The 22,184-nt window shown below is 63.6% G+C and carries 18 protein-coding genes, 1 tRNA gene and 1 pseudogene; 12 read left to right on the top strand and 8 right to left on the bottom strand.

The features are described from left to right. Positions 1-179: 179 nt before the first annotated feature. The 4 genes from lepA (at position 180) to serA (ending at position 4,655) form a co-directional block, all read left to right on the top strand. Positions 180-1,988 (top strand): translation elongation factor 4, encoded by a 1,809-nt coding sequence (gene lepA / locus ACN0YL_RS03685; RefSeq protein ID WP_417492447.1) that lies wholly within the window; start codon positions 180-182, stop codon positions 1,986-1,988. 118 nt (positions 1,989-2,106) lie between these two features. After that, positions 2,107-2,652, top strand: a complete 546-nt coding sequence (locus ACN0YL_RS03680; protein WP_417492446.1) for a redoxin domain-containing protein — start codon at positions 2,107-2,109, stop codon at positions 2,650-2,652. Positions 2,653-2,729: 77 nt separating this feature from the next. Continuing rightward, positions 2,730-3,299: a DUF4287 domain-containing protein gene (locus tag ACN0YL_RS03675; protein ID WP_417497071.1), complete on the top strand. Its 570-nt coding sequence runs from the start codon at positions 2,730-2,732 to the stop codon at positions 3,297-3,299. Positions 3,300-3,446: 147 nt separating this feature from the next. After that, positions 3,447-4,655, top strand: a complete 1,209-nt coding sequence (gene serA / locus ACN0YL_RS03670) for a phosphoglycerate dehydrogenase (protein ID WP_417497070.1) — start codon at positions 3,447-3,449, stop codon at positions 4,653-4,655. On the opposite strand, the gene ACN0YL_RS03665 is transcribed toward serA, so the two are convergent. Next, a complete protein-coding gene (locus ACN0YL_RS03665) occupies positions 4,652-5,326 on the bottom strand; it encodes an HAD-IB family phosphatase (RefSeq protein ID WP_417497069.1) in 675 nt (224 codons plus the stop codon). The two genes, serA and ACN0YL_RS03665, sit on opposite strands and share 4 nt — an antisense overlap. A gap of 98 nt (positions 5,327-5,424) precedes the next feature. Beyond that, on the bottom strand, positions 5,425-6,096 hold the full coding sequence (gene msrA / locus ACN0YL_RS03660) for a peptide-methionine (S)-S-oxide reductase MsrA (protein WP_417497068.1): 672 nt from the start codon (positions 6,094-6,096) through the stop codon (positions 5,425-5,427). Positions 6,097-6,283: 187 nt separating this feature from the next. On the opposite strand from msrA, the gene ACN0YL_RS03655 reads away from it, so the two are divergent. Beyond that, positions 6,284-6,373 (top strand) — tRNA-Ser (locus ACN0YL_RS03655). Between the two features lie 412 nt (positions 6,374-6,785). Here ACN0YL_RS03655 and ACN0YL_RS03650 read toward each other — a convergent pair. Genes ACN0YL_RS03650 through ACN0YL_RS03640 form a run of 3 tightly spaced genes read right to left on the bottom strand, consistent with a single transcriptional unit; the run spans position 6,786 to position 8,943 of the window. Continuing rightward, complete coding sequence (locus ACN0YL_RS03650) at positions 6,786-8,393, bottom strand: recombinase family protein (RefSeq protein ID WP_417497067.1); 1,608 nt, start codon at positions 8,391-8,393, stop codon at positions 6,786-6,788. Beyond that, positions 8,390-8,809 (bottom strand): DUF2924 domain-containing protein, encoded by a 420-nt coding sequence (locus ACN0YL_RS03645; RefSeq protein WP_417497066.1) that lies wholly within the window; start codon positions 8,807-8,809, stop codon positions 8,390-8,392. The genes ACN0YL_RS03650 and ACN0YL_RS03645 overlap by 4 nt, the downstream gene beginning before the upstream one ends. After that, entirely contained in the window at positions 8,806-8,943 is a 138-nt protein-coding gene (locus ACN0YL_RS03640) for a DUF3489 domain-containing protein (RefSeq protein WP_417497453.1), read from the bottom strand. The genes ACN0YL_RS03645 and ACN0YL_RS03640 overlap by 4 nt, the downstream gene beginning before the upstream one ends. A 46-nt stretch (positions 8,944-8,989) precedes the next feature. On the opposite strand from ACN0YL_RS03640, the pseudogene ACN0YL_RS03635 reads away from it, so the two are divergent. The 3 genes and pseudogenes from ACN0YL_RS03635 to ACN0YL_RS03625 form a co-directional block, all read left to right on the top strand. Next, positions 8,990-9,268, top strand: a pseudogene (locus tag ACN0YL_RS03635) (IS6 family transposase); the annotation flags it as partial. 92 nt (positions 9,269-9,360) lie between these two features. Continuing rightward, a complete protein-coding gene (locus ACN0YL_RS03630; protein ID WP_417497065.1) occupies positions 9,361-10,059 on the top strand; it encodes an IS6 family transposase in 699 nt (232 codons plus the stop codon). Between the two features lie 55 nt (positions 10,060-10,114). Then, positions 10,115-10,930, top strand: coding sequence for an autotransporter outer membrane beta-barrel domain-containing protein (locus ACN0YL_RS03625; protein WP_417497452.1), 816 nt, complete (start codon positions 10,115-10,117; stop codon positions 10,928-10,930). Between the two features lie 118 nt (positions 10,931-11,048). Here ACN0YL_RS03625 and ACN0YL_RS03620 read toward each other — a convergent pair whose 3' ends face one another. Further along, positions 11,049-11,534: a MarR family winged helix-turn-helix transcriptional regulator gene (locus ACN0YL_RS03620; protein ID WP_417492440.1), complete on the bottom strand. Its 486-nt coding sequence runs from the start codon at positions 11,532-11,534 to the stop codon at positions 11,049-11,051. A 295-nt stretch (positions 11,535-11,829) separates the two neighbouring features. Between ACN0YL_RS03620 and ACN0YL_RS03615 the strand changes: the two genes are divergently transcribed. From ACN0YL_RS03615 to ACN0YL_RS03600, 4 genes are all read left to right on the top strand, one after another. Continuing rightward, positions 11,830-14,418, top strand: a complete 2,589-nt coding sequence (locus tag ACN0YL_RS03615; RefSeq protein WP_417492439.1) for a TonB-dependent receptor — start codon at positions 11,830-11,832, stop codon at positions 14,416-14,418. A gap of 80 nt (positions 14,419-14,498) precedes the next feature. After that, positions 14,499-16,496 carry a tetratricopeptide repeat-containing sulfotransferase family protein gene (locus ACN0YL_RS03610; protein ID WP_417497064.1) on the top strand — a complete coding sequence of 666 codons (1,998 nt, stop codon included), beginning with the start codon at positions 14,499-14,501 and terminating at the stop codon, positions 16,494-16,496. A gap of 2 nt (positions 16,497-16,498) precedes the next feature. Further along, complete coding sequence (locus ACN0YL_RS03605) at positions 16,499-18,085, top strand: BCCT family transporter (RefSeq protein WP_417492437.1); 1,587 nt, start codon at positions 16,499-16,501, stop codon at positions 18,083-18,085. A gap of 148 nt (positions 18,086-18,233) precedes the next feature. Then, complete coding sequence (locus ACN0YL_RS03600) at positions 18,234-18,890, top strand: response regulator transcription factor (RefSeq protein ID WP_417492436.1); 657 nt, start codon at positions 18,234-18,236, stop codon at positions 18,888-18,890. Here ACN0YL_RS03600 and ACN0YL_RS03595 read toward each other — a convergent pair. Then, positions 18,887-20,665: an ATP-binding protein gene (locus ACN0YL_RS03595; RefSeq protein WP_417497063.1), complete on the bottom strand. Its 1,779-nt coding sequence runs from the start codon at positions 20,663-20,665 to the stop codon at positions 18,887-18,889. The two genes, ACN0YL_RS03600 and ACN0YL_RS03595, sit on opposite strands and share 4 nt — an antisense overlap. Positions 20,666-20,742: 77 nt before the next feature. Then, a complete protein-coding gene (locus ACN0YL_RS03590; RefSeq protein WP_417497062.1) occupies positions 20,743-22,164 on the bottom strand; it encodes an MFS transporter in 1,422 nt (473 codons plus the stop codon). Between the last annotated feature and the right edge of the window lie 20 nt (positions 22,165-22,184).

The following is a 22,184-nucleotide window of genomic DNA, read 5'->3' as shown; positions in this document are numbered from 1 at the left end:
TCTCCACGTGCGGGACGTTTCGAATGTCTCACTTATCTATTGCGCTAAACGGCATTCGCCGCGTCCCGCACACCTCCTATCCCTCCAGCGGCGAGCCGCGTGGAGATTTTGGCGCGCGCATAAAGCAAACAGCCCATCCCGCTTGGCCGCACGGTCAGTCAATGCTACCTCCCGGCCCCATGAGCACTGACCAATCCCTGATCCGCAATTTCTCCATCGTGGCCCATATCGACCACGGCAAATCCACCCTGGCCGACCGCCTGATCCAGTACACGGGCGGGCTGACCAATCGTGAGATGAAGGAGCAGGTGCTCGACAATATGGAGCTCGAGCGCGAGCGGGGCATTACCATCAAGGCCCAGACCGTGCGCCTCGACTATCCGGCCAAGGACGGCAAGACCTATATCCTCAATCTGATCGACACGCCCGGCCATGTCGATTTCGCCTATGAGGTCAATCGCTCGCTCGCCGCCTGCGAAGGCTCGCTGCTGGTGGTCGACGCCTCCCAGGGTGTCGAGGCGCAGACGCTGGCCAATGTCTACCAGGCGATCGAGGTCGATCACGAGATCGTCCCGGTGCTCAACAAGATCGATCTGCCCGCCGCCGATGTTCCGCGCGTCAAGGAACAGATCGAAGACGTGATCGGCATCGACGCCTCCGAGGCGGTCGAGATTTCCGCCAAGACCGGTTTCGGCATTGAGGACGTGCTCGAAGCCGTGGTGAAGCGCCTGCCGCCGCCGGTTGCGGGTGATCCGAATGCGCCGCTCAAGGCGATGCTGGTCGATAGCTGGTATGATGCCTATCTCGGCGTCATCTGTCTGGTGCGCATCGTCGAGGGCACGCTGAAAAAGGGCATGAAGGTCCGCCTGATGCGCTCCGGCGGCGCCTATCCCGTCGATGGTGTCGGCGTCTTCCGCCCCAAGAAGGAAGCGATCGACAGCCTCGGCCCCGGTGAGCTGGGTTATCTCAACGCCTCGATCAAACAGGTCCGCGATGCCCGCGTCGGTGACACCATCACCGATGACCGCCGCCCGTGCGACCAGGCCCTGAAGGGCTTCAAACCGGCCCAGCCGGTGGTGTTCTGTGGCCTCTTCCCGGTCGACAGTGCCGAATTCGAGGATCTGCGCCAGGCAATCGAACGCCTCGCTCTCAATGATGCCAGCTTCTCCTTTGAAATGGAGACCTCGGCGGCGCTTGGCTTCGGCTTCCGCTGCGGCTTCCTCGGCCTGCTGCACCTGGAAGTCATCCGTGAACGTCTCGAGCGCGAATACGATATCGAACTGATCACCACGGCGCCGTCCGTGGTCTACAAGATCGACATGACCGACGGCACCCAGATCGACCTGCACAATCCGGCTGACATGCCTGATGTGATGAAAATCAACTCGATTGCCGAACCCTGGATCAAGGCCACCATCCTGGTGCCCGACGAATATCTCGGCGGCGTGCTCAAGCTGTGCCAGGACCGCCGCGGCAACCAGCTCGAGCTGACCTATGCCGGCAGCCGCGCCATGCTGGTCTATGAATTGCCGCTCAATGAAGTCGTGTTCGATTTCTATGACCGGCTGAAATCCATCTCCAAGGGCTATGCCAGCTTCGATTACCACTGGGTCGACAATCGCGAGGGCGATCTCGTGCGCATGTCGATCCTGGTCAATGACGAGCCGGTCGATGCGCTTTCCATGGTGGTCCATCGCGGCCGCGCCGAACAGCGTGGCCGGGCCATGTGCGAAAAGCTCAAGGACCTGATCCCGCGCCACATGTTCAAGATCCCGATCCAGGCCGCGATCGGTGGCCGCATTGTCGCCCGCGAGACCCTCTCGGCGATGCGCAAGGATGTGACCGCGAAATGCTATGGCGGCGACGCTACCCGCAAGCGCAAGCTTTTGGACAAGCAGAAGGCCGGCAAGAAGAAGATGCGCCAGTTCGGCAAGGTCGATATCCCGCAGGAAGCCTTCATCGCCGCGCTGAAGATGGATGACAACTAGGCCGGTCCGCTCACCTTTTGGTGAGCGAGCCGCCTGATTGACCGCGCGGCCTTGCAAATTATCCGGCAGGGCGCATTTATGCGCTAGACTATATCCCCATCGACCTCTGGAGTTTGCCATGCGCCATATTCTTGCCAGCCTCGCCGCCACCGCCTGTCTTGCCGCGCCGGCCTTTGCTGCGCCCGAAGTCGGCGATGCCGCGCCGCTGTTCGAGGCCGATGGTTTTCTCGGCGGCGAAGCCTTCCATTTCGACCTCGGCGAGGCGCTCTCGAACGGTCCGGTGGTGATGTATTTCTTCCCCGCCGCCTTTACCGGCGGCTGCAATGTCGAGGCGGCACTGTTTGCCGAATCTGCGGCTGAATTCAGCGCTGCCGGGGCCACGCTGATCGGCGTCACCGCCGGCAATACCGATCGCCTGTCCGAGTTTTCCGAGGCCCATTGCGCCAGCGCCTTCCCGGTCGCCGCCGTCGATCGCGAGACGGTCTCGGCCTATGGCGTCGGACTGATGATGCGCCCGGGCTGGACCAGCCGCACCTCCTATGTGATCGCGCAAGATGGCGAAATCGCCTTCAAGCATTCGGAAATGAACCCGAATGAGCACGTCACCCTGACCCTTTCGGCCCTGCATGCGCTCGACGCGGACGCGTCTGCGGCTAGCGAATAGGGTTTTCCCGGCTGTCGTGAATGACTAGCCTGACCGCTGATCAAGGGCCCGATGCCTGATCAAGAGGAGGGGATTACATGGCCACGCCTGAAGAGATGATGCAGAGCATGATCGCCAACATGCCGGAGAAGACCGGCCGTGCGCTCGAGGACTGGCTGGTCCTGGCCGGTCAGGCTCCCGAACGCAAACATGGCAAGATCGTCGCCTGGCTCAAGGGCGAGCATGGCCTCACCCACGGCTATGCCAATCTGGTGGCGACAGCCAGCCTCAATCCCGAACGCCTCGCGCCGTCCTCGGCGTCGGGCGATGCCGATCTGGTCGCGGCGCAATATGCCGGCAAGGACGCGCTGCGCCCGATCCATGACCGGCTGATGGAAATCGCCCGCGGCCTCGGCGATGATGTCGAGCTGGCACCGAAGAAAACCTATGTCGCGCTGCGCCGCTCGAAACAATTCGCCATCGTTCAGCCCTCGACCAAGACCCGCCTCGATCTCGGTCTCAATCTCGGATCCGTGCCGGCGGACGGGCGGCTGGAAGCGTCGGGCTCGTTCAATTCAATGGTCAGCCACCGCATCCGGCTCGAGAGCCTGGAGGCGGTCGATGACGCCGTGACCGGATGGCTGCGCGCCGCCTATGAGGCCAGTTAAAGCGCATAATGTTGCGCGCTGGATCTTTTCGCGCATGATTTTCGTGACGAGCTGCGAAAACCATCCGGGTTCATGGAAAAATCCTGTGGTGGATGTTGCGACGCAGCGAAATCGTCCTAGTCTGGCGCCGATTCATGGGAGCGCCAGATGACCGAAACCGCCGTCCTGTTCGAAAACCTCCACCCGGTGGCCGATGCGCCGCTGCTCGCGGCCGGGCTGCGCATTGAACGTCATGCCTCGGCACTCGAGCCGGCAGAGCTGCACGCCGCCCTTGCCGGCGCCCGTGTCGCCGGGATCCGCTCGCGCACCCGGATGACCGCCGCCGCCTTCGACGCCGCGCCGAAACTGCTGGCGCTGGGCTGTTTCTGCATCGGTACCAACCAGGTCGATCTCGACGCCGCCTCCGCCAAGGGCATTCCGGTCTTCAACGGCCCGTTCGGCAATACCCGCTCGGTCGCCGAACTGACCTTGGCCTCGGTGATCATGCTGATGCGCGGCGTGCCGCTGCGCTCGGCTGCGGCGATGCGTGGCGAATGGCTCAAATCGGCGACCAATTCGCACGAGGTGCGTGGCAAGAAGCTCGGCATTGTCGGCTATGGCAATATCGGCTCGCAATTGAGCGTGCTCGCCAGCGGGCTGGGCATGCACGTCTATTTCTACGATGTCGAACCCAAGCTGGCCCACGGCAATGCCCGTTCGGTCGCCAGCCTCGATGAGCTGCTGGAAATGAGCGACGTCGTCACGCTGCACGTGCCGTCCCTGCCGGAAACCCGCAACATGATGAGTGCCGCCGCGATTGCGCGGATGAAGCCCGGTTCGATCCTGATCAACCAGGCGCGCGGTGATCTGGTCGATATCGACGCCCTCGCCGCCGCGCTGGAAAGCGGCCATCTGCTCGGTGCCGCTGTCGATGTTTTCCCCAAGGAGCCGGCCTCGAAGGATGAACGCTTCGAGACGCCGCTGCAGAAATTCGAGAACATCATCCTCACCCCGCATGTCGGCGGCTCGACGCTGGAAGCCCAGGAAGCGATCGGCGATGATGTCGCGGCCAAGCTGGCGCGCTTTCTCAGCCATGGCTCGACCAAGGGCTCGGTCAATGTGCCGGAGATCGAGCCGGGATCGATCAAGGCCGGACGGGTCCGCCTGCTCAGCTTCCACGGCAATGCGCCGGGCTATCTCTCCCGCCTCAATGACGCGGTCAGCGCCGCCGGCGCCAATATCGCGGCGCAGCAGCTGGAAACGCGCGGCGAGCTCGGCTATGTCGCCGCCGATCTCGAGGGCGATCTGCCCGCGGATTTCCTCGATCGCGTCAAGGCGATGGACGGCACGATCCGGGCAAGGCTTGTGGCGGGCTAGCGCTTCAGCGCACCGGCCAGGGCGTTGACGCTGCGGACATAGCTCTGGCCCGACCATTCCGCTGCCGCCAGCACGACCTCGCGCTGGGCGATGGCGCCGAAGCCGATGAAACGGTCGGCGGCGCCCTGTTCGAAGGCCTCGAAATCGGTCATGCCGTCGCCGACGATGATGGTGGTATCGGCATGGGTGGAAATGCGGTTGAGAATCTCCGCCTTGCCGCCATTGCGCGATAGCGGGCAGTCCGGATCGAGCCCGCTGACGAGATCGCCGTCGAAGAGGAAGCGATTGGCGTGGATCTCGCTGCGGCCGAAACCCAGATCGCCAAGCACCGGCTCCAGCAGATCGGCAAACCCGCCCGAGATCGCATGCACGTCATCGCCCTGCTCGCGCAATTGCCGCAACAGCGCCGGCATGCCGGGCGTGACGCGCTTGCGCAGCGCCTCGGCCATGGCAATGACCGAGCCGCGGTCGAGCGCGGCCAGTTTCAGGCGGGCTTCCAGCGAGTCGCGCAGGGCGATACGGCCGGTCATGCCGCCATTGGTGAAGTCATGCAGGCGCTTGCGGGCCTCTGTCGCATCAGGCAGACGCGACAGCGCCGCCTCGATGGCGGTGTCCAGTGACTCCACCCGCAACAGGGTCGAATCGATATCGAAGGCGATCAGGCGTTTCAAGCGAAGGCTCCTCACCGGCTCCGGCGCGCCTTGCGGCACCGCATGCGGCCATTCTGTGTCATTTCCGGCGATGCGGCGAGGGCCGCACCGGCAGGCTTTCAGCTCGCCGTGGCGCCGAGTCCGATCGGGCAGACCACACCCGTGCCGTCCAGTCCGCAATAGCCATCGGGATTCTTGGCCAGGTATTGCTGGTGATAATCCTCGGCGAGATAGAAGGGGCCGGCCCCGTTGATCTCGGTCGTGATCATGCCGCGGCCTTGCGCCGCCAGGGCGGCCTGGTAGCGCGCACGGCTGGCCTCGGCCTCGCGAAGCTGGTCGGGCGAAGTGACATGGATCACCGAGCGGTACTGGCTGCCGCGATCATTGCCCTGGCGCATGCCCTGGGTCGGGTCATGCCCTTCCCAGAAGACTTTCAGCAGATCGGCAAGGGCGAGCTGTTGCGGGTCGAACACCACCCGGGCGATCTCGGCATGGCCGGTGGCGCCGGAGCAGACTTCCTCATAGGTCGGGTTCGGCGTGTGGCCGCCGGCATAGCCGACCGCCGTGTGCCAGACGCCGAAGGTCTGCCAGAACAGCCGCTCGACCCCCCAGAAACAGCCCATGCCGAAAAAGACTTCTTCCATCCCTTCGGGCACCGCCACATCGATCGGCCGCCCGGTGACGAAATGGGTTGCGGTGGTGGCAAGTGGAGCTGCCCGTCCGGGCAGGGCCTGGTCGGCGGAAATGATGCCGGAGCGGGGCAGGTCTGGGGTCAGGCGAGGCTCGGTCATGGCGCGTTCCTGCGATGGGTTTCCGAACGAATTCTGCACTCAAAATAAGCACTCCCGGCGCGAATGCCAGAGCGCCAACTGCCCGACCCCGCAAACCCGGCCCTCACGGGCCTGCCGCCAATGCCCCGACAGCTGATCGAGGTCTCTTGCCCCAGCCCCTGTGATGCGTATAGTCCGCCCTCCTCGCGGTGAGGTGGCCGAGTGGTCGAAGGCGCACGCCTGGAAAGTGTGTAGGCGGGGAACCGTCTCGTGGGTTCGAATCCCACCCTCACCGCCACTAACCCCCGACACCGGTCTCTGCCTTCGGGCCTGCCCAGCCAAGGCGCGGTAACAGGGCGGGTTTTCACACCACCATCCCTATCTGGCCCCTGATCTGACGCCGTGTTGCGGGCCTGTTTCGGCGCGCTGGGACGGCCGGTCTCTGCGCGTTGCCGATATGGGTGAGTTTGCCTGTTATGGGCAATTAACAGGGAAATTTCTCAATTTTCGGGCCCAAAACAGGGCTTTCGCGGACATTGCCGTCGCAGCCATCACGATTTCCAGCGCCAAATCAGCACCTTGCCAGCGCAAAACCCGTGGTCCTGTTATTGCGCAAAACAGGCCATTTCAAGCGCATAACAGGGCCCGACTTACCCCGTAGCAGGGTGCGTGAACCGCAATAACAGGGTGAGGCTCGGGCCGGCGATTCGCTATGATTTTGGGGCGTTTGTCGCCAGCGCCTGGATCATCGCGCGTTGGGCTGGCCAGCTGGGCGGAAGGTCACAGCCGATGAGCTGGGTGACGGTCAGGCCGTGGGGCTGGCGGCCGTCCAGTATCTGCTTCTGGAGATCAGGCGCCAGTAAGGCGAGCCGGATCAGCTTGCGGCGATAGGGGCCGGCCGGGGCGCTGAGCAATATCGGCAGACCACGAGCATCTCGTGTCATCACCGCATGGGCCTGGCGCAATGCGCCGACGAGGGCGGGGTCAGGCTGTCGTGGCTGATCGGGCGCGCCCTCGATCCAGCTGCGCCCGCTCTGCAGCTTAAGTCGCATCGGGATGATCAACTGCCGGCAGGTGCGGTCACCTTCTACTCGACCAACGGTCTCACCCTCTCCTAGGCGCTCGCCGACGCTTGTCAGGCGATTTGCCGGTAGGCGAATCCGAACATGATCAGCATGGACCTCGACCCGTCGGATCAGGGCCAGTGGTGCGGCATGCTCCTCCCCGGTCAGCCGGTTGACCACATCGGCCAGCCGGGCTTCGGTTTGCGTTGCCGCCACCCGGCGCACGCCGGTATCCGCTGCCGGTCGCGGCCGACCCTGCTGTAGCGGCGCCGAGACGTAGTAGCGGTAGAGCTTGCCCTTGGAGCCGCGTGCGGTGGTCGGCGACATAGGATTGCCATCGACGTCGAAGATGCGCCCAGTCAGCGCGAGCCGGGCCCGAGTCTGGGCGGCCGCGCTGGTGCGCCGGGCATTGGCGCTGAGGCAAGCCTGCACCGCCTCGAACAGCTCCGGCTCGATGATCGCCGGATGCTGGCCGGGATGGGTTTTGTCCCTGTGCACGATGAGGCCGAGATAGGTCTTGTTGCGCAGGAGATGAAACAGCGCCCCGCGGCTGAAGGCCTTGCCGCCAATGGCGCGTCCCTTGGCGGTGATGCGCTGCTTGGAGCGGATGCCGGCCTGGGCCAGCTCGGCCTCCAGCTTGTGGACCGAGCCCAGCGCCAGATACCGCTCGAAGATCTCGCGCACTTGGCGCGCCTCGGCCTCATTGACCCGCAAGGCCCGCGAAGGGGCAGCGGGCAGGTCATAGCCGAGCGGCACAGCCCCTCCCATCCACATGCCCTTGGCCTTGGAGGCGGCGATCTTGTCGCGGATGCGCTCGCCCGTGACCTCTCGCTCAAACTGGGCAAAGGAGAGCAGGACGTTGAGGGTAAGCCGCCCCATGCTGGAGGTGGTGTTGAAGGCCTGGGTGACCGAGACAAAGCTCACCTCATGGGCATCGAACACCTCTACCATCCGGGCAAAGTCCGCCAGCGAGCGCGTCAGACGGTCAATCTTGTAGACGACCACGACATCAATCTGGCCGCTGCGGATCTCGGCGAGCAGGTTTTGCAGGCCGGGCCGCTCCATGGTGGCACCGGAGATGCCACCATCATCATAGAGTCCGGGCATGGCCCGCCAGCCTTCACCGGCCTGGCTCTGGATGTAGGCGGCGCAGGCCTCACGCTGGGCATCCAGACTGTTGAAGGCCTGATCGAGGCCTTCTTCGGAGCTTTTGCGGGTGTAGATCGCGCAGCGCTTGACCGCAGGCCGGGTCATGACGCCCGCGCCGCTGGCCGAAGCCCGAAGAAGCGCGGCCCGTTCCAGCGCGTTCCGGCGATGGCGGTCGCAGCGGCAGACAAGCTGGCATAACTCTGCCCCTCCCACCGAAACCCGTCCTCTTCGACGAGGACTTCGACGACACGTCCCTTCCACTCCCGGCGCAGGACCGCACCGACCCCGATATCGAGGCCCTCCGCCTTAACCGGGCCGCTGCGCTTGAGGACCGCCCGGGTGCCCGCATCCAGCCCGCCCTGCTGGCCGGCCTGGATGCGCCAGGCGAGCAGAAGCGCCAGCAGCTCCACCGAGCGCAGCGGCGGCGGCTCGCCGAAGCGAAGCCGCCAGGCGGAGCGCAGTCCCTCCAGATCGAGGTCGCCGAGCGCAGCGGCCTCATCACCCGCTTCGGCCGCGCTCATGCGGGCACCGCGATCCGGTAGCGGCGCACGCCGTCATCGACGGTCGAGGTAATGATGTGCCCCTTCTTGCGCAGGGCTCCGGCCAGGGCGCCGCGCACCGAGTGTGCTTGCCAGCCAGTCGCGGGTGTTGTCAGATTAAAACGCCTTAAGTGCGGGAACGTGGTTCCCTAGCCTCACCGGATGCGTAATCCGTTCAAATATTTCAAGACTTCACCTGAGATCATCCGCTTGGCTGTGATGATGTATATCCGGTTCCCGCTGTCGCTGCGCAATGTCGAGGACCTGCTTCACGAGCGCGGGATCGATATCACGCACGAGACCGTGCGGTTCTGGTGGAATCGCTTCGGGCCGATGTTCGCAGCGCAGATCCGCAAGAAACGATCTGCCTCAATGCGAGCCCACACCCGATGGCGGTGGCATCTCGACGAGGTTTTCGTGAAAATCAACGGTGACCTTCATTAACTGTGGCGGGCCGTCGATCATGAGGGTGAAGGGCGTTGTCAGAGCAACTTTGTCTTGAGCGCGGGACGGTAGTTCCCTAGCCTCTCCGGATGCGTAATCCGTTCAAATATTTCAAGACTTCGCCGGAGATCATCCGCCTGGCGGTGATGATGTACATCCGCTATCCGCTCTCGCTGCGAAACGTCGAGGACCTGCTCCATGAGCGAGGGATCGATATCACGCACGAAACGGTGCGGTTCTGGTGGAACCGGTTCGGGCCAATGTTCGCGGCGCAGATCCGCAAGAAACGATCCGCCTCAATGCGAGCCCATACCCAATGGCAGTGGCATCTCGACGAGGTTTTCGTAAAGATAAACGGCGAGCTTCACTATCTCTGGCGCGCCGTCGATCACGAGGGTGAAGTGCTTGAGGCCTATGTAACCAGGCGCCGGGATCGCAAGGCAGCGCTGAGATTCTTGCGCAGAACGATGAAGCTGTATGGCAATCCGCTGGTCGTAGTGACCGACCGGCTACGCTCCTATCGGGCGGCAATGAACGTGATCGGTAATGCCGGCCGCCAGGAGACGGGGCGCTGGCTCAACAACCGGGCCGAAAACTCCCACCTTCCCTTTAGGCGAAAGGAACGCGCCATGGGCAAGTTTCGCAGCTTCGAGACCTTGCAGAAATTCGTTTCAGCCCAATCATCCGTCCACAATCACTTCAGCCACGAGCGTCACTTAAACCGCAGAGAAACATTCAAGCAAAACCGATCCGCTGCCCTGGCCGAATGGCGCCAACTCGCCGCCTGAGTTAGGGTAGACGGTCGATTTCGGAGACCGGTTCGCGTTTGTCTGACAGCACCGTCTGGAGCAATCCTCGCGGGACCGGACGTCCAGCTTCGAAAACCTCGGGGTTGATAGCGGCTCGACCCGCTTCAGCGGCGGCTTTCAGCAGCCACTGGGCCATGACTGGTCGGTGGCGCTCGCGATCGCCTACGAGCAGATCAATGAAACCCTGATCGATGGCGGTCGTGCCAAGTCTGATGGTCAGGGCTTCACGGCCGGGATCGGCCTGGAGCGGCACAATGCCGACGGCCATTATTACGGCGCTTCGGTGTCCGGTGGCTGGTCCTGGCTTGAAACGGCGCGTTCGGTCAGCGTGTTCGAGCCGGGCCTTGGCCTGTCGGAACCGCAGACCGGCCATGTCCGCCTCGACGCACATGTCGGCAATGTCTTTCGCACCGGTTCAGTGTTCGCCAACCCGTCAGTGGGGCTGGGCCTGACGGCTCTGCGCCACGACGGTCTGCGTGAAACCGGTCTGGACGGGCTGGGCGTGCAAGTGATCCGCGATACCCAGTTGATCGCTTCGCTCAACCCGGTCCTGCGCGTCGGGCATGTGTTCCATGAGGGTGAAACCGGGCAGGGTACCGTCTCGCTCACCATGGGTGCCCGGATCAGCTCCAGGGACCAGATGGTGCTGCCGATCCGCTTCACCGGCGCCAATCCGGCGGCTGACCCGGCGATTATCGGCACCGTGCTTGACCAGGTCGTCTACCAGCTCGGTGCCGATTTCAACATCGTGGGGAATGACCGGATCAGCGTCAATTTCGGCTATGGCGCTGAGTTTGGTGAGGAAACCGAGCATCACCGCGCAGGGTTTGAACTCCGGATGCGATTCTAGGCAGCCGCACCATCCGCCGGCCCCCCGGGAGGGGCTGGCGGGTGGTCGGTGTCAGGAAGTCTGGGCGCAGCGAGGCCCACGCCCGTTTGCCACGTATCTTCGCTGTGGCCACAGAGCGTCAGCCCGCTGCCGGAGCGGGATCGATTTCGCCGGTTTCGAGGATGGGCGAGGCGTCCAGATCCTCGGCGTCCATCATTTCCGCGATGCGTTGCAGCGAAGCGATCAGCATGCTGGCCTCCCAGTCCTGCAGCTTGCGGAATTCGCGCAGAAAGCCTGATTGCAGCAGCTCGGGCGCTGCCGCTGCGGCTTCGGCTCCCTTGTCCGTTAGCCTGGCCAGGATAATGCGCTTGTCGGTGCCGGAGCGTTCGCGCAACACATAGTCGCGCTTTACAAGCCGGTCGAGAATACTGGTGATGGTCGCCTGGCTGAGCGAAACGGTTTTGGCGATCGCGGACGGGGACATCTGGCCCTCGCGCCGCAGGGCCTGCATGATCACGAGCTGCGGCGCCGTCAGGCCCGTCGTCTTCATCAGCTTCTTGGACTGAAGGTCGATCGCGCGCGTGATGCGGCGCAGGGCAATCAGGATGTCGTCGTGATCGGTCATGAGCGTCTGGCCATTGCGGGAGCTGTCTCATACGCGAAGGCGAGGGTGCGGCCAACTCCCAATGGCGAAGCGCTTTGCGGTCTACGGGATTTGCGCGACAATGCGGCGTCATGAATTTGTTGTAAATCGAACACATTAGCCATGATCAAGTTGTTTTTTCTACCCAAAATGGTCGCGAAGCACGCCCGGCCTGGCGGCTGGAGATTTAATTCGACCTCTTAGTATCCTAGCCAAAGCGCGCTGAGTGTCTTAGACCGCCTGCATCATTCGTACTCAAAGGGGTCTGGCGTTACTCATGTTGAAGAAAACCGCACTATCATCGACCATCCTGACGGCCATTGCCGTTTCCACCCTCGGTGCTGGAGCCGCGCTCGCACAGGGGATCGAAACCATCACCGTGACCGCGACGAAACGCGAGCAAAGCGCCCAGGACATTCCTGTCGCCGTCAACGCAATGCCCGCCGCGACGCTGGAAGAGCTTCGTGTTGATGTCTTCACCGACTATCTGCAACAGCTTCCGGGTGTGACGGCTGGCGGCTCCGGTCCTGGCCAGAGCACGATCTATATTCGCGGCCTCGCCTCGACGACGCCGAACCTGACCACAGCCGGTGTCGCCGGTCTGGCGCCGAATGTCGCCTTCTATCTCGACGAGCAGCCGCTCGCCCAGCCGGGGCGCAATCTCGACGTCTATGCCGCTGACCTGCAGCGCATCGAAGTCCTGCCCGGGCCACAAGGCACGCTCTATGGCGCGAGCTCGCAAGCGGGCACCGTGCGCCTGATCACCAACCGGCCGCAAATCGGCGAATTCTCGGCCTCGACCAATTTCGGCGTTTCCTTCACGGAAAACGGTGAAATGAGCAATAAGGTCGAAGCCGTCATCAACCTGCCGGTGAGCGATAATTTCGCCGTGCGCGGTGTCGTCTATTCCGACAATCAGGGCGGCTATATCGATAATGTCGCCGGCACGGTCAATGTTTCGGAATCGGCGCGTTTCCGGGCTGCCGGCACGGTTCGTGACAATGGCGTGCCGGTCAATGCCTTCCGCGCCGGCTTCCAGTCGACGGCGGATTTGTCCGGCGTCACCTTCCTTGATGCGGACAATACCGCCCTCGTTGAAGATGATTTCAACGACACCAGCTATAACGGCTTCCGCCTCAGCGGTCTCTACGACTTCAATGCCGACTGGAGCCTGCTGGTCAGCTTCACCAGCCAGCAAATGGAATCCGAGGGCGTCTTCTTCCAGGATCCGGACCTCAACGAGCTCGAGATCCAGCGCTATGCCGATGACAATATCGAGGACGAATTCACCAATGTTAGCTGGACGCTCGAAGGCCGCATCGCGGCGCTCGATGTCGTCTACACCGGTGCCTATACCGACCGCGAGACGACCCAGCGCGTCGATTATACCGACTACCTCTTCGTCGGGCAGTATCTGCCATACTATATCTGTGACGGCTCGGTGAGCTATCCGGGTGGCGCAAACCCGTCGGGCACCTGCCAGGCTCCCAACCTCTATGTCGACAGTCTGACCGAGGCCAAGGCCGAGACGCACGAACTGCGCTTCAATACGCCGGATGATCGCCGTGTCCGCGCGACCTTCGGTGGTTTCTACTCCAGCCTCGAACTCGCCGAGCGCAATGACTTCACCTATCCCGGTTCGGTCAATGCGGTTCTGTTCGGCCAGACCGGCTTCTCGCCGAACTACCCGTTCACGACCGGCTATATCTCCGATCCGGGCCCGTTCCCGGCCGGTGTGATCTTCCGCAATGATGTCCTGCGCACCGACGACCAACAGGCCGTTTTTGGCGAGGTCAGCTTTGACATCACCGATCAGTTCGAACTGACGCTGGGTGCGCGCTGGTATGATATCGAGGTCGACCTGGAAGGCAGCGCCAACGCCTCCTTCTGCAACGGCTTCCAGTCGGACGCGAATGCCTACGGTACGGATATCTCCGACCTGTATAATGGCGATGGCGCGGTCACCTTCCACGGTTCCTGCAACACCGCCAACCACATCACCTATACCGATCCGAACACGCCGGGTATTCCGGCCTCGGTGGCTGCCGCGCTCCTGGCGCCAGACGCCGCGCGGACGGACGGTGTGATCACACGCGTGACCGGCACCTGGCGTCCGACCGATACGACGCTGTTTTACGGCACCTATTCGGAAGGCTTCCGCCCGGGTCTGCTCAATCGTCCCGGCGGTGCTTCCGGGCCGGGTGGCTATACCGTGCCCTTCGCGCTCGATACCGATGATGTGACCAATTACGAGTTCGGCTGGAAGACCGAGCTGTTCGACAACACCTTGCGCTTCAATGGCTCGGCCTTCTATGTCGAGATCGAACGCCTGCAGACGACGATTTTCGATCCGAGCATCGTCAACCTCTTCTTCTCGGACAATGCTGCGAACGCGGAAATCCGTGGTGTTGAAAGTGACTTCATCTGGGCTCCTGCCGAGATGGAGGGGCTGACCGTGACCGGCGCCGTCTCGATCCTCGATACCGAGATCACCGAAGTCCTGATCCCGACCAATGACGTCCTTGTCGGATCGGATCTGGCCTTTGCGCCGTCCTTCCAGGCCAATCTGCGGGCCCGCTATGAGTGGCAGCTCGACAATGGCTGGACCGCGCATGTGATGCCGCAGATCATCCATTCGGCCGACAGCGTTTCAGACGTGGTCGAGATCAACAAGGCGACCATTGACGGCTATACAATGGCGAGCTTCTCGACCGGCGTTACCACCGATCAGTGGCGTGTCGAGCTCTTCGTTGACAATCTGACCGACGAGCGGGCGCAGATGGCCAACAACTTCGTCTACGATCGCGAGCGGGTGACCGTCTCGCGTCCGCGGACCTGGGGCGTGCGCGTCGGGGTCGACTTCTAGACCTGACCCGTCAGGTGCTTACCATGGCAGGGGAAGTGCGCCGGACGGTGCGCTTCCCTTCGCCGTCTCTGGAGCGCGTATTGACTTCATCCCCGGACGCCCAAGCCGCTGCCGTGAAACAGGCCCAGCAAGCGCTGATGGCCGGCGATTTCAATGCGGCGGCGCGCCAGCTGGACGGAGTGCTTGCGGCCGAGCCCGGCCATGTTGATGCCCGCTATGCTGCGGCCGTATGCGCGCGCTATCGCAAGGATTACCCGGCAGCACAGGCCCATCTCGCAGCGTTGCAGCGCGTCGCGCCGGAACATGGACGGGCTTGGCAGGAGGCGGGGCATCTCCTGCGTGAACAGGGCGAACCGGACGCCGCCCTGGCCGCCTATCAAGGGGCCTGCCGCTTCAATCCCGCCCTGATCGCCAGCTGGCGCGCCCAGGTCGAATTGCTCGCCGCAGCGGGCGACGTCCCGGCGGCGGCGCTGGCCGGGGCGCAGGTCGATCGCCTGTCCGCCCTGCCCAAGGATGTCGTCGCGGTCACCGACCTGCTCGCTGACGGCAAGGTCCTGAAGGCCGAACACCTCTGCCGTGCCTTCCTGCAGAAACATCCCCGTCATGTCGAGGCGATGCGTCTTCTGGCCGATATCGGGGTGCGGCTGGGCGTGCTCGACGATGCCGATTTTCTGCTCGAAAGCGCTGTCGAGTTCGAGCCCGACAATATCCAGGTCCGGCTCGACTACATCCAGGTCCTGCGCAAACGGCAGAAGTTCGCGGCGGCGCTCGCCCAGGCCCAATCGCTGTATGAGCGCGATCCGGAGAACCCTGTCTTCCTGTCGCATCTGGCGATCGAGCTGATGCAGACGGGCGATTATGACCGTGCCCTCGAGCTGTTCGACCGTGTGCTGGCCATCCTGCCCGATGATCCGCTGGTGCTCACCTCGCGCGGTCATGCGCTCAAGACCATGGGGCGGCAGGACGAGGCTGTCGCGTCCTATCGCGCCGCCCTCGACAGAAAGCCAGATCATGGCGATGCCTGGTATGCGCTGGCCAATCTGAAGACTTATCGGTTCAGCGCCGAGGATCGCTCGGCGATGGAGGCCCTGCAGCAGGCGCCCGGCCTGCCGCATCAGGATCAAATCCATATCGGCTTCGCACTCGGCAAGGCGCTGGAAGATGCGGGCGACTACGGGGGGGCCTTCGAGGCCTATGCGCGCGGCAATGAACTCAAACGCCTGCAGACGCGCTATACGTCCGACCAGATGGCCGAGGAGTTCGAGGCCCAGAAAAGCGTCTGCACCCCGGCCCTGTTCGCCAGCAAGGCGGGTATGGGAGCTGCGGCGCCGGACCCGATTTTCATTGTCGGCCTGCCGCGCGCCGGCTCGACCCTGCTGGAGCAGATCCTCGCGTCGCACAGCCAGGTCGATGGCACGCTGGAACTGCCCGACATTCTCTCTTTGGCTCACCGGCTGCGCGGCCGCAACAAGTTCACCGATCGCTCGCGCTATCCGCGCATTCTAGAGGAATTGAGCGGTGACCAGCTGCGCCAGATGGGCGAGGCCTATATCGAGAACACCCGTATCCATCGGGCCGGCGCTCCCTTTTTCACCGACAAGATGCCCAATAATTTCCGCCATATCGGGTTGATCAAGCTGATCCTGCCGAATGCGAAGATCATTGATGCGCGGCGCGAGCCGATGGCCTGTTGCTTCTCCGGCTTCAAACAATTGTTCGCCGAGGGCCAGGAATTTACCTACGGGCTCGAGGAAGTCGGCCACTATTATCGCGGCTATGTCGAGCTGATGCGCCATTGGGACGCCGTCCTGCCGGGCGAGATCCTGCGCGTTCAATACGAGGATGTCGTGACCGATCTGGAGACCCAGGTCCGCCGTATTCTCGACTTCTGCGGTCTGGCCTTCGAGCCGGCCTGCCTGGATTTTCACAAAACGGACCGGGCTGTGCGGACGGCGAGCTCGGAACAGGTGCGCCAACCGATCAATCGCGCCGGTATCGAACAATGGCGCCATTTCGACGCCCATCTCAACCCGCTGCGCGAGGCCCTGGGGCCGGCGCTGACAGGATACAGGGACTGAACATGCCCAAAAGATTCTACAAGACGACCCACAAGACCGGCGAAAACAATGTCTCGCTCCTCGGGCTGGATGTCCACAACCCGGTCTTCTTCGTCGCTGCAGTCCTTGTGCTTGGATTTATCGGTCTGGCGCTGGGCGCACCCGAGACCGTGGGCGCCGCCCTGTTCGCCGCGCGGGACTGGGTCCTGGCGACCTTCGACTGGCTGTTTGTATCCACGGTCAATCTCGTATTTGTTTTCTGTCTGGCGCTCATCGTGTCACCGATGGGCCGCTTGCGCATCGGCGGCAGCGAGGCCCGGCCGGAATTCTCGACCCTGTCCTGGTTTGCCATGCTGTTCTCTGCCGGGATCGGGATCGGGCTGATGTTCTGGGGCGCCGCTGAACCGCTGGCCTACTATACCGGTTGGTCAGGAACGCCGCTCGGTGTCGAGGCGCGTACCCCGGAAGCCCGCGACCTGGCGCTCAGCGCCACCATGTTCCATTGGGGCCTGAATGCCTGGGCGATCTATGCGGTGATCGGTCTGGCGCTGGCCTATTTCACTTTCTCCAAGGGGCTTCCCTTGACCATGCGCTCGGCCTTCTACCCCCTCCTGGGCGAGCGGGTCTGGGGTTGGCCCGGACATGTCATCGATATTCTCGCCGTGGTCGCGACCCTGTTCGGGCTGGCGACGAGTCTCGGTCTGGGCGCGCAGCAGATCGCGAGCGGTCTGCATTTCCTGTTTGAGATTGATCCGGGCTTGCTGACACAGATCCTCATTATCGCCTTCATAACCTCGATTGCGATCATCTCTGTCGTGCGCGGTCTCGACGGCGGGGTCAAAGTCCTCTCCAACATCAATATGGTGATGGCGGCCCTCTTCCTCGCTTTTGTCTTCATTGTCGGCCCGACCGTGTTGATCGCCACCGGCTTCATGGACAATGCGCTCAACTATGTTCGCGATTTCGTGCCGCTATCGAACTGGATCGGGCGCGAGGACACCGACTGGTTCCATGGCTGGACGGTGTTCTACTGGGCCTGGTGGATATCCTGGTCGCCATTCGTTGGCATGTTCATCGCCCGCATTTCCAAGGGCCGCACGGTGCGCGAATTCCTGCTCTCGGTGATCTTCGTGCCGCTGGTCGTGACCATTATCTGGTTCACCACATTCGGCGAGACGGCGCTGTTCCAGGCCGAGGGTGGCATTGGCACGCTGCAGGCGGGTATCGGCGAGGTCTCGCTGGTGTTGTTCCACATGCTGGAGAACCTGCCCTTCACGCAGATCGCCTCCGGCTTTGCCGTGGTGCTGATCCTCATTTTCTTCGTCACCTCGTCGGATAGCGGCTCGCTGGTGATCGACAGCATCACCGCAGGCGGCAAGCTGCATGCACCCGTCCCGCAGCGCATCTTCTGGGCGACGCTGGAAGGAGGCGTTGCGGCGATCCTGCTCTATGGCGGCGGTGCCCAGGCCCTGCAGGCGCTGCAGGCGGGCGCCATTTCGGCGGCCTTGCCGTTCACGGTCGTTCTGCTGGTGTGTTGCGTCAGCCTCTGGAAAGGCCTGCTCAACGACCACAATGCGCTGAAGCGGCTGAGCGCCGCCGAGTCGCACTGAACCCTGTGCGCGGATGCGTCTGACACACGGCTTGGTCTCGCTCGGGAGCATGGGCTAGGGTCTTGGTGATGGACCGGGGTTTCGGGGCGCAGGCCTTGTCACGATCGGTCTGTCGTCTTGTCTTGGATCCGGTGAGGCTTGCAGCAGGATGATTTCGAGCCGACGCGTCGCCTTGGTCGATGACCACCGGATGTTTTCTGACGGGTTCAGTGCCCTGCTGACCGGTTTGCGCGAGGGATACGCGGTCGAGGTTTTCAGCGATCCGGTCGATTTCCTGAAGGGGTTTGTCCCGTCGACCGCCTATGACCTGGTGATTCTCGACCTGGTGATGCGGTCAATGAACGGGCTGGCCCTGTTGGCCGCGATCCGCGAGCGCAGTCCGCGCATGCCGGTGATGATGCTCTCGGGTATCGGCGCCGAGCCACCGCTGGTCGAAATGAAGAAACTCGGAGCGCGCGGTTTTGTGCACAAATCCGCCGACACCGCGGTTCTGCTCAACGCCGTTGATGCCATCCTGGCCGGGGGCAGTTGGTTCGAGGGCGCGCCGGGCGATGCGGTGACCGCAAATGGCGCCGACGGGGAGATGTGGCAGTCACAGGCCGAACGGCAATTGCCGCGCCTGGGGCCGCGCCAGCTGGAAATTCTCGATTTGATCGGACGCGGCGAGACCAACAAGAATATCGCCGCCCGGCTCAATATCAGCGAAAATACCGTGAAGTCCCATATGCGCTCGATCTTCGAGGCGCTTGAGGCCCATACGCGAACAGCCTGTGTCCGCAAGGCGCAGGCGCTGGGCCTGATCTAGGCCCGGGGCCGTTCAAGGGCCTCACGCAGGAGGGAATGGAGCTGGGTCGGGTCGGCGGGCTTGGGCAGGACGGTGATCCGCTCCATCCCGGTCACGGCCTCGAACTGATAGATATCGCCGGTGAGCAGCACGGCGGGAATCTCGGCCACCACTTCGCTGCGCACCGCCTGAATGGTGTCCAGCCCGTCCTCGCCGCCGGCCAGTCGCTTGTCGACGATCAACAGGTTTGGCTCCGCATCCGCCCAGGACAGGAGTTCCATTGCTTCAGCGCCGGAGCCGGCCGCGATGACGCGGCAGCCCCAATCCGTCAGCAGTATAGTCAGTCCTTCGCGCACTGCCGGCTCGTCCTCGACCAGCAGGACCAGCGGGCTGCCGTCAATCGCGTCCGGCCGCGCGCCGCCCTGCGGGGCGGGCGCCGCGTCGGCGAGCGGCAAGACTATGCCGGCGCGTGTGCCTTCGCCCGGCGTCGAGGCAAAGCGAAGTTCGACATTCAGCTTGCGGGCCAGCTGATGCACGATCGTCAGGCCGAGCCCCAGTCCACGTTCATTGCCGGCCTGGCCCGGCTGCAGCTGCACATATTCCTCGAAAATACGCTCGCGTTCGGCCGCCGTCACGCCGGGTCCGTCATCGCTGACTTCGACCAGCAGGCCGTCGTCGGACCGCGTGCAGTGCAGTTCGACCTGGCCGCCAGGCGGGGTGAATTTGATGGCGTTCGAGAGCAGGTTGCGCAGGATCCGTGTGACCAGAAGCGCGTCGCTGTTCACGGCGATGGTTGTGCGCGCGACGATCAGCTCGATCGATTTGGCGTGGGCCAGATCGGCGAACTCGGCCCGCAGGCCCTGCAGCACTTCATCGAGCGCGAAGGGGCGGATGCGGGCAATGATCGCGCCGCTGTCCAGCCGGGCGGTCTCGACCAGCGCCTGCAGCAATTGTTGCTGGCTGCGCCAGGCAGCCTCGATCTTGTCGAGCAGTTCGACCTGGTCCGGCCGGTCGAGCGTGCGCCGGATCGCACGAATGAAGAACCCCTGCGCCTGTAGCGGTTGCGACATGTCATGGCTGGTTGCAGCGAGAAAACGCGACTTGCTGGCGCTGGCCCGTTCGATGATCCGGTTCTTTTCCTGCAGGCGCTGGGTCAGCTTTCGCGTGCGCTCGGCGGCGAGGCTGGCGATGGTCTGTACCTCGGCCTGGGCGCTGACCAGCAGGCCGAAGGCGTAATAGATGAGCAATCCGATCCCGATCAACCGCAGCGGACCTTCCACGCTCAACAGCCAATAGCCGGAGAAGGGCAGCAGCGTGGCCGTTGCCAGGCTGACAAAGGTCGGGCGGTATTCGGCGCTCGGCATCACGCCACCGACGGTGATGGAGAAGACCATATTGACGGCGATGAACATGTTGAGCACGGAGTCGGGATCAAGGAAGGCGCTCGCCAGTCCGGCCCAGACCAGACCGGTGAGCGCCGAGATCACCGTGTGCCCGGTCAGATAGCGACGGTAATTGCCGGCATTGATGCCATCGGGTGCCATCAGGCGTGCATAGGCATAGACGACGGCGATCATCGTCCCCGTTGCCGCCAGCCAGATCGCGGCGAAAGGCAGATCGCCGGTCAGCCCGATCAGCGCCGCAAGATAGAGGGTCACTCCCGAGACAATCAGGCAGGACTGACCGGTGCGGGCGTGCAGCAATCGCGCCTGGCCGAGATGAACCTCGTGCAGCTCGGCACCCGGTTCCCAGGCGGGAAGCTCATGGGCTTTCTGCTCCTGGGCGGTCTCGCTCATCTCGGGCCTTTCAGGTATCGCTGGCCGAGCGCCGACGCCCGTGCAAGAGCTCACATTGCCACTCGCTTTCCTCGCGCTCAACCGCCCGAACGGGTGGCGTGTCCGGCGGGCTCATCTTGCTCGGCGAGTTGCGCAATGATTTCGCGATGCCGCCTCCGGTCGATCGGATAGCCCCAGACCACGCCGGCGATAATGACCATGCAGATGGCCGGCAACCAGGAGATCATGGTGATGATCGCGGATTGCGCCGCCGGTGTCTGCGCTGCGTCGGGCGAATAGCCTGCCCAGCCCAGCAGGCCTCCGATGATCAGGGCCGTGACCCCGGCAGCGCTTTTCTGCACGAAGGTCGTGAGGCCGAAGGTGCGGGCCTCCACACGCCGACCTGTCCGCAATTGACCATAGTCGATCACGTCGGGGACCATTGACCAGAACATCACCGGCAGCGCCGCGCTGCCGACACCGACGAGCCCGACACTGGTGAGGGTGAGCGCGGCGTCTGCTGCAGGCGCGAGGCCGAGGAGCAGATAGCCGGTCGTCGCGGTACCCAGACCGGCCAGCATCGCGAGGCGCTTCGAGCTGCGCGCGGCCAGCACCATCCACAGCGGAGCGGTGACGATCATCGCCAGGGCCGGGCTCGCCAGCACCGGCAGGGTCAGTTCTGGCCGCGCCAGAACATGGGTGAGAAAATACAGCATGTTCTGGGTGAACAGGCCGAATCCGACGGTCGCCAGCAACATCATCGCCAACAGGCGTTGCAAGGGTCCGTTGCGCCGCAGGCTGGGCCATAGCGCGCCGAGATCGCCCAGATAGCCGGTGGCCGTCGGCGCAGCTGTGAGGGTGCGGGGTTCGCGAATGCCGAGGCTGGAGAGCAGCAGCACGGCCGCCGCGACGCCGCCGGTGGCGGCCGCTGCCAGGTGGTAGGCGCCCGCTTCCCCTGACCCGGCCGCGCCTTGCACGAGGAGCGGTGTGACTATGGCCACGGTCAGCCCGCCGATGGCGGCGCCAACCACACGAAGGGCAGCCAGGCTTGTGCGCGCGTCGCTGTCGCGGGTCAGCTTTGCGGGCAGCGCATTGTAGGGCATGCCGGCACAGGTGAAGGCGGTGCGGAACACCAGATGACTGAGCAGGGCGCCTATAGCTGTCGACAGGCCGCCATCGGCAGGGATTGAGAACATCCAGACATAGCTGAGACCGACGGGCAGCGCCGACCAGGCGATGATCGGGCCATAGCGCCCGGTACGGGCGGCGCGGCGCTCGGCCCAGGTCGCGACCAGCGGATCGGACACGGCATCCCAGATCATGCCGGCCAGATAGATCGCGCCGGCCGTCCAGGGCGGCAAGTGCAGAATGTCGGTATAGAAATAGAGCAGGAAGAGCGCGGCTCCCTGCCATACCAGCACGAAGCCGATATCGCCGGCGCCATAGCTCGCCCGCTGCCCAATCCCGAGCCTGGTTGCGGGGAAGTTTTCCGGTTGAGGCGCAGAATCAGGATCGGACATGGGCGGCTTTCGCGTGGACG

It is taken from the genome of Maricaulis sp. (assembly GCF_048269565.1).
Classification (GTDB): Bacteria; Pseudomonadota; Alphaproteobacteria; order Caulobacterales; family Maricaulaceae; genus Maricaulis.
Note: the sequence above shows the minus strand (reverse complement) of the source record. Positions and strands in the feature narration are given on the sequence as shown.